Source organism: Apibacter sp. B3546 (assembly GCF_009827885.1).
Lineage (GTDB): Bacteria > Bacteroidota > Bacteroidia > Flavobacteriales > Weeksellaceae > Apibacter.
In genome coordinates, this window is record NZ_WINW01000025.1 from 1 (window position 1) to 7,264 (window position 7,264).

The 7,264-nt window shown below is 25.4% G+C and carries 4 protein-coding genes and 1 pseudogene; all 5 read right to left on the bottom strand.

The annotated features are described in order from the left end of the window. The coding region (locus GFU93_RS04425) for a peptidase domain-containing ABC transporter (protein WP_160567567.1) at window positions 1-1,960 on the bottom strand (1,960 nt) is incomplete at its 3' end. 522 nt (window positions 1,961-2,482) lie between these two features. Beyond that, window positions 2,483-3,850: a radical SAM/SPASM domain-containing protein gene (locus tag GFU93_RS04430; RefSeq protein WP_160567569.1), complete on the bottom strand. Its 1,368-nt coding sequence runs from the start codon at window positions 3,848-3,850 to the stop codon at window positions 2,483-2,485. Window positions 3,851-3,927: 77 nt separating this feature from the next. After that, window positions 3,928-4,104 (bottom strand): hypothetical protein, encoded by a 177-nt coding sequence (locus GFU93_RS04435; RefSeq protein ID WP_160567571.1) that lies wholly within the window; start codon window positions 4,102-4,104, stop codon window positions 3,928-3,930. A gap of 84 nt (window positions 4,105-4,188) precedes the next feature. Continuing rightward, the gene (locus GFU93_RS04440) at window positions 4,189-6,576 is read right to left on the bottom strand and encodes an outer membrane beta-barrel family protein (protein WP_160567573.1); all 2,388 of its coding nucleotides are present in this window, start codon (window positions 6,574-6,576) and stop codon (window positions 4,189-4,191) included. A 410-nt stretch (window positions 6,577-6,986) separates the two neighbouring features. Next, window positions 6,987-7,264: pseudogene (locus GFU93_RS04445) on the bottom strand (peptidase domain-containing ABC transporter); the annotation flags it as partial.

Below are 7,264 nucleotides of genomic sequence, written 5' to 3' on the forward strand. Positions count from 1 at the left end.
ATAAGTATTCAGGATTTTTATAAACAGCCCTCGCTATAAGAATTCTTTGTTTTTGCCCACCTGAAAGTTCAACACCTGCAGCACCAATTTTTGTATTATATTTTAATGGAAAACTGCTTATAAAACTATCGATATTAGCTATTCTTATCGCTTGTTCGAATTTATTTATGTCAGTTATTTCGTCTTTCGTAATTATATTTCTTTCAATGGTATCTGAAAAAATAAAACCTTCTTGCATTACTACTCCACATTTTTCTCTCAAACTTCCCGGGGATAATTGCGCTAAATCTTGTTCGTTTAAAAATATTTTTCCACTAGTAGGATTATAAAACTTTAAAAGAATTTTCATCAATGTTGTTTTGCCACTTCCGCTAGCTCCTACTATTGCAGTTATTTTTCCTTCCGGAATAAGTACACTCATATTTTGTAAAATGTATGGTGAGTGAGGACCTTCATATTGAAAAGACAAAGATTTTAATTCAAATCCTCTTTTTAATACATTTATATTAGCATTTGTAGTCGAAAATTTACTATATTCTTCTTGCTCCTCTTCAGGATGATTTTGTACTTCATTTAACCGTTCCAAGCTTAAACGGGCGTCTTGTAGAGAACGAAAAAAATTAACTAATTGATTAACGGGAGCATTCATCTGTCCTATAATATAAGAAATACTTAACATGGCCCCTAAACTGATATTCCCTTTAATCACTAAAATTGCTGCCAAGAAAGTAACTATAATGTTCTTAAGCTGATTGATAAACTCAAAACCGGAAAGTTGTATCTGATCTACTTTTAGAATTCTTATATTCAATTTAAATAACTTTTGTTGAATATTTTCCCATTTTTTTCTTTTATATTCATCAAATTGATTGAGTTTCATCTCGGTTACTCCATTTAGAATTTCATAAATAGATTCTTGACTGTTACTCCGTTCCTGAAACCTATAATAATCCAAAATTTTGCGTTTTTTGAACCAAAAAAACGACCAGCCAACAGAAAAAACAGTCATGAGTAAATAAACCCAAAGAATAGTGAAATTGTAATACCATAATACCCCAAAAAAAACGGAAAAAGTAATTATTGAAAAAAAAGTTAATAAACTTTGTGAGGTTAAGAAATGCTCAATTCGTTCATTATCCTGTATTCGTTGAGTAAAGTCTCCCATCATTTTAGTATCAAAAAATTTAATAGGAAGTTTTAACATTTTTTTCAAAAAATCCGAAATAATGGTTATACTTATTTGAGTACCAACATAGAGCATAAGCCAATTACGAATGATTTCAGTAGTAATGGAACCAAAAAATAAGGCCAGTTGTGCTAAAAGTATGATGGAAACCATATTTAAATTTCGAACATTAACCCCTTTATCTATTAGGTTTTGGGTTAAAAACGGAAATATAAGGGTTATACAGCTGCCTAATAATAACATAAAAAACAGAAAAACGAGCTGTTTCTTATAGGGAATAAGATATTTAAACAAATATTTTACTGTTAATCGGGACTGTTCAGGAGGAATTAGTTCATAAAATTTTTCCGTAGGTTGAAGAAATAAGGCTACTCCCCCCATATCATCTCCTGATAACCATGATTTTTTGACTTGATCTTCATTTAAATCTATAACACCATGCGCAGGATCTGCTATTTTATATTGAATTTTATTACTTATAAAATTCTTTTTTATTTTAATTAAGACCACAAAATGATTTTGATTCCAATAGAGAATAGCAGGCAATGAATTTTTATTTTCTTTTAATTTTTCTAAAGTAAGCTTAGCAGGAAAAGTTTCAAATCCAATTTTTTTAGCGGCTTCTGTTATTCCCAACAAGGAAACGCCTTCTTTGGTTAAATATGAAATATCTCTTAAATATTCTATTGAATAATTCTTACCATAAAAAATACATATCATTCCTAAACAGGAAGAACCACAATCCATCTGATCTTTTTGGGGAATGAATTTCATTTCAAAAATTAAATTATTAATTTAATATCCAGTTTTATATTAAATGATTGATTAATCTTTGTTCCAACTAATTTTTTCATTTATCATTAATTAATCAAGTTATCCTTTATTAATTAATTTTATAATTTATAATAAATTTTAAACTTTCATTTAAATAATACAATACTTTCCTGCAAAATAACTCATGGATAAAATGGAATTTTTAAAATAATTATTTTACAAAACTGTATGCTTAAACGATTCAGATATTTTATGAATCATTCAATTAAAAACTTTCTCTTTTATTGAAGTAATAATTTTAAAAAAATTATTGGTAATGTATAATATTCCAATTATTTATATTTACAATTTTATTTTGGATTCTTTTAAGAAAGGCATTAATTCTACTAATTATATTAATTACTTTTAAATTGTGCAATCTTTAAATTTATTTTTTTTAATTTCTAAAATTTCATAAAAAATATGAAAACGATTAAAATTTTTCTTTTTAACGTATAAATTAATAGATAATGTAATTCTTTATTAATTTGATAAATCAAATTCTCTATTTAAAATTTCTTTATTATTTATATATTCAAATACCATTAAATCTTTTATATTATATTTGAACGAAGGACAAGAGGAAAATCCTTTATACCAATTTACAGGACAATCCCCGCCACATACTGGTAAAAATTTGCAATTTTTGCATGTCGTATTATAATCTTCCTGTTTTATATTTTCATACCAATTTCCTAGAGGTAATTTTTTCCTATCTTTATATTCAATATTGTTAATATTACCATGAAACATATCACTATTTTCATAATCAAATTCTGGAGTATATGGTACTTCCCAACAATAGGACAATCTACCTTTTGCATCAATAAGTTCCGAATCTAAATTTGTCACCATACAAGTTCCATTTTTTTTATCTGGTAGCAGATCTTTTATAAATCTAAAACCATATTCTTTCAATCTAAGCATCCAATCTATTTCTAATTCCCCAAAATATTCTGGTGTTAGACCTATATTTTCTTCAGCATAATTTTTACCCCAATCATGTACCGGAGCAAAATTAATTGATACTTTATTCGAAATTCCTAAATTATAAAGGTGATCAATTAAATTATTAATATATTTATAATTATTTTTATGTACATTACATCTTATAACTATATTACATTTTTCTTCATCATATAAAGGATTAGAAACAACCATTACTATATTCGATACTATTGTATCAAATGTTTTTCCTTTCTTTTTTGTATATCTACTATTATCATGAGAAACTTTATCGCCATCTAATGTTATTTGATATTTTAAAATTTTATACTGTACTAACTCGGCAAATATATTTTCTTTCAAACCTAATCCGTTAGTGATCATCATCGCTGAATATTCAATGTTTATTTTATTGCATAAGATTATTAATTTTTTACTTAAAATTTTTATCGAATTCAGGCCTAAAAGTGGTTCTGCTCCATACCAAGTAATAATTAATGATTCATAGATACCATTCTCTAATTTATTTTTTATATATTTGTATGTATTTTCAACCAAAGATTCTGACATATTCAGTTTTTCATGTGTTTGTCCACAATATTGACAACCTAGCTGGCAATTAGCAGTAGGCTGTATGGTTAAACTTAATACTCTACTTTTTTTATTGGAAGATAAAATTAGATTATTTATGATAGTATCCGTTTCATTTTCATCTTCTGGAATTAAAATTTTTAAATTAAGTAATTTAAGCAGAGTTATATCATTTAATTTGTTAAATTTTTTTTCAATTATAAAATGATATAATTCATTACTAATATTTATTAATTCACCAGTTCGGGTTGAGAAAATCAAACGTTCTTCATTTTGTAAATCTACATCTACCAAGTATTTAGATATTTTATACATGATCAATTTTTAAAAAATTAATAATTTTTTAAAATTGAGGTATTATTAAAAATACCTCAACTCACTCTTAATTTGATCTATGTGTTTTTACCACAAAGGTTGATTAAACACCACGCATCAGCCGATTCCAATCCATCATTTCCTGCTTTTCCACCCTTGATAATCTTAATTTCATCTGTAGATAATTTTTCAATAGAATCATTTTTTTTAGCATTCATGCTTTTCAAAACAGATTTTAATTTTGAATTTTTCATTTTAGTTATATTTTTTATTAAAGAATAAATTATTCGGTATTTCCCCGTGCCGATACGGTTACTTGCAAGTATATTATAGCTAAATCATTTAGCTCTATTTTTCTCTTCTTCGTTACTAGATTTAATGGCTTTAGATTTAAGTTTACTATTTCCTAAGTTATATCTTATAGTAAATCTTATAAATTGAGGATATTGATACAATATTTCTTTTGACTTATTTATTTTATTATAATCTGTCCTTAAATTAGCCTCAAGAGTTTTAAAAATATCATTTGCGTATAAAGAAAACATTAATTTTTTATCCAAGAATAAAGCTTTTAATCCAAATCCTAAATTAAAATATGACTTCACTTTTTTTGTGGATATATACTGCGGTAATGCGTATTGAGATATTATAGTTATATTAAATGTTTTTCCTTTATTTAGAGATAAATTATTATTTATATTAAAATTTGCGCTGATAAAGTTATTGGAACTTAATCCTTTTATCTGGGACTTATTTTCTTTATAGTATACATCAACATTAAAATAACTTTCTAACCATTCTGTTGAAGTAAAATTATAATTTTGGCTTAAGCCTATAGAATTCTCTGTAACAGAATTCTCTGCTTTTTTAAATATATACTCCTCTTCCTCTTCTAAATAATAAGCATAATCAATAGCGTCTTTTGCTTTATAAAAATATATTCCCGTATTCCAATTATTTTTCCATGAATAATTCAATTCCAAGTTATCGGTGTAAGAGGGCTTTAAAAAAGGATTACCTGACATAACATCACCTTTACTTAAACGACTCTTAAATGGATTTAGATTTCTGTAAGTTGGTCTATTTACACGTCTAGTATAATTAACATTTAGTGTACGATCGTCACCTAAATTATAGGTTAAGTACATACTAGGAAACAATTTAGTAGAATTATATTTATGTTTTTCTTGAGTAAGTACAGAAAAAATTCTTCTTTGAAAATTTTCTAATCTTAAACCCATTTTGATCTCCCACTTATCAACTATTTTACCTCTCCCGGATATATATGTTGCTTGCAAATTTTCTTTATATTCATAAGAATCATTTGCCTCACCTTGATGATATGAATCATTTGAAATAAGAGTAATATACCCTGCATCATTTGTCGTTTTTGTATGAGAAGTTTTTACACCATATTCCAATCCGATTTTCCTAAAATGCTGTTCTACATCCAAATTCCCTGAATAATTGTAAATTTTCAAATTATTAAGATCGCGAGAACTAAAGTCATGACTAGGAATGTACGTTACAAAGTCCTCATAATCTTTAGAATTGAAAATAACATCTTCTTTACGAGTATTTCCAAAATAATCTAAATTTAATTTAATTTTACTTCCTAATGTATCCAAACTATATTGAGAATGAAAATTTACATAAATATTGTTTGTACTACCAGGCCCCTTTGAATAAGTTTTTGTCAGTATAGGAGATATTGGTTTATAAAAATATTCATTAAGACTTATTCTATGTTGTACATCGTATGTTTCAAATATTGATTGAAATCCTAAAGAAAATTGATTTGTCCATTGATAATCCATACCTAAACTCCCATTAAAACGTTTTTTCAATTTTGATTTAGACAAGGATTGAGAACATATATCTTCATCTAAATATGTAATATAATTTTTATCTCTTTGCGCATTATTTACACCATAAAAGAAGTTTATATCCGAATTAAGAGTTATTTTCTTATGATTTAAATTAAATCCTAAATTTGTATTATAATAATCATATTTTGATTGTTTATAAGTCCCACCGATATAACTTTTCCAGTTGTTCTTTTTACTTGTTTTTAACACAATATTTATTAATCCCGAATTACCTTCTGCATCGTATTTTGCCGGTGGTGCGGTAATTACTTCAATACTCTTTATATTATCGGATGAAATAGATTTCAAATAATTAATTAATTCATCACCAGACAGTGGAATACTTCTTTCATTTACCATTACTTTTAAACTACTTTTTCCTATTATGGATATTTGTTCATTTTTAATTTGTATTCCGGGACTTAATTTTAATACATCCAATGCGTCTCCACCTGATGTAGCGGCTGAATTTTCAACGTTAAATATGGTTCGATCTATTTTTCGCTCTATTAATTTTTTATTTCCTGTAACTACTATCTGCTGTAATTTTACACCGGTAGACAGATTAATTATTCCTAAGTCTGTATTTTCTTTTATTATTAACGATTTGGAATATAATTCTTCATTATCTTCTTTAATTTTTAACTCGTATAATCCTTCGTATAAATTTCTAAAAATAAAGTTTTTATGATCATCTATCTCTGAAGTAATGATAATAGAATCTTGCTTGATCAAATATATTTTGTATTTATTTTCAAATATATTTTCATTTAATTCAAGCCTCCCTTTAAGAGTAATTTCTTGAGAATATGAATAATTACATACTAATATGATAACAAATAAATAGAAAATTTTCATAGTTTTTGTTATAAAAATTATGGTAAATTTATATCAATAAATATTATTTATAACGAGATTTTATATATTTTAAACATATTATTAAATGTTATAATATATTTTTAAAAAATTTGAGATAAAATTTAAAGATAATTTATTTTAATTTTAATCAAAACCAATATAAAACAGATATTTTATCCCTATTATTTATTTTGTGTTTTTATGATTTTTATCATATAAAATATGTTGTTTTTTTATAATTTTAATTTATTATAAACTTAATGTTTATTTTTTTAGTCGTTTGATATAATTTTTTGAATTATCTATGATATTTATATAGTATTAAAGAACTTGACCTCTTTATAAAATTATTGATGAAATCAGTTTTTCTTCGGTAATTAAAATTTTGTAAGGATTGAATTAATTTAGGATTATGCGCCCAATTCCAATTGATTTTTAACCAAATTATAATAATTTGACCTTAATTTTACTAATTGGCTATGATTTCCTGTTTCTACTATTTGACCGTTTTTTAAAACTACTATTTGATCTGCATTTTTAACTGTTGATAATCGATGAGCAATAATTATCACGGTTTTACCTTTAAAAAATTCTTGTAAATTGGCATGAATAATTCTTTCATTTTCAGAATCTAAAGCAGAAGTAGCTTCATCAAAAAATAAGTATTCAGGATTTTTATAAACAGCCC

Excerpts from the sequence above, each read along its gene's own strand:
- GFU93_RS04435 (WP_160567571.1), bottom strand. The coding sequence starts at position 4,104 with ATGAAAAATTCAAAATTAAAATCTGTTTTGAAAAGCATGAATGCTAAA.
- GFU93_RS04440 (WP_160567573.1), bottom strand. The coding sequence starts at position 6,576 with ATGAAAATTTTCTATTTATTTGTTATCATATTAGTATGTAATTATTCA.
- GFU93_RS04430 (WP_160567569.1), bottom strand. The coding sequence starts at position 3,850 with ATGTATAAAATATCTAAATACTTGGTAGATGTAGATTTACAAAATGAA.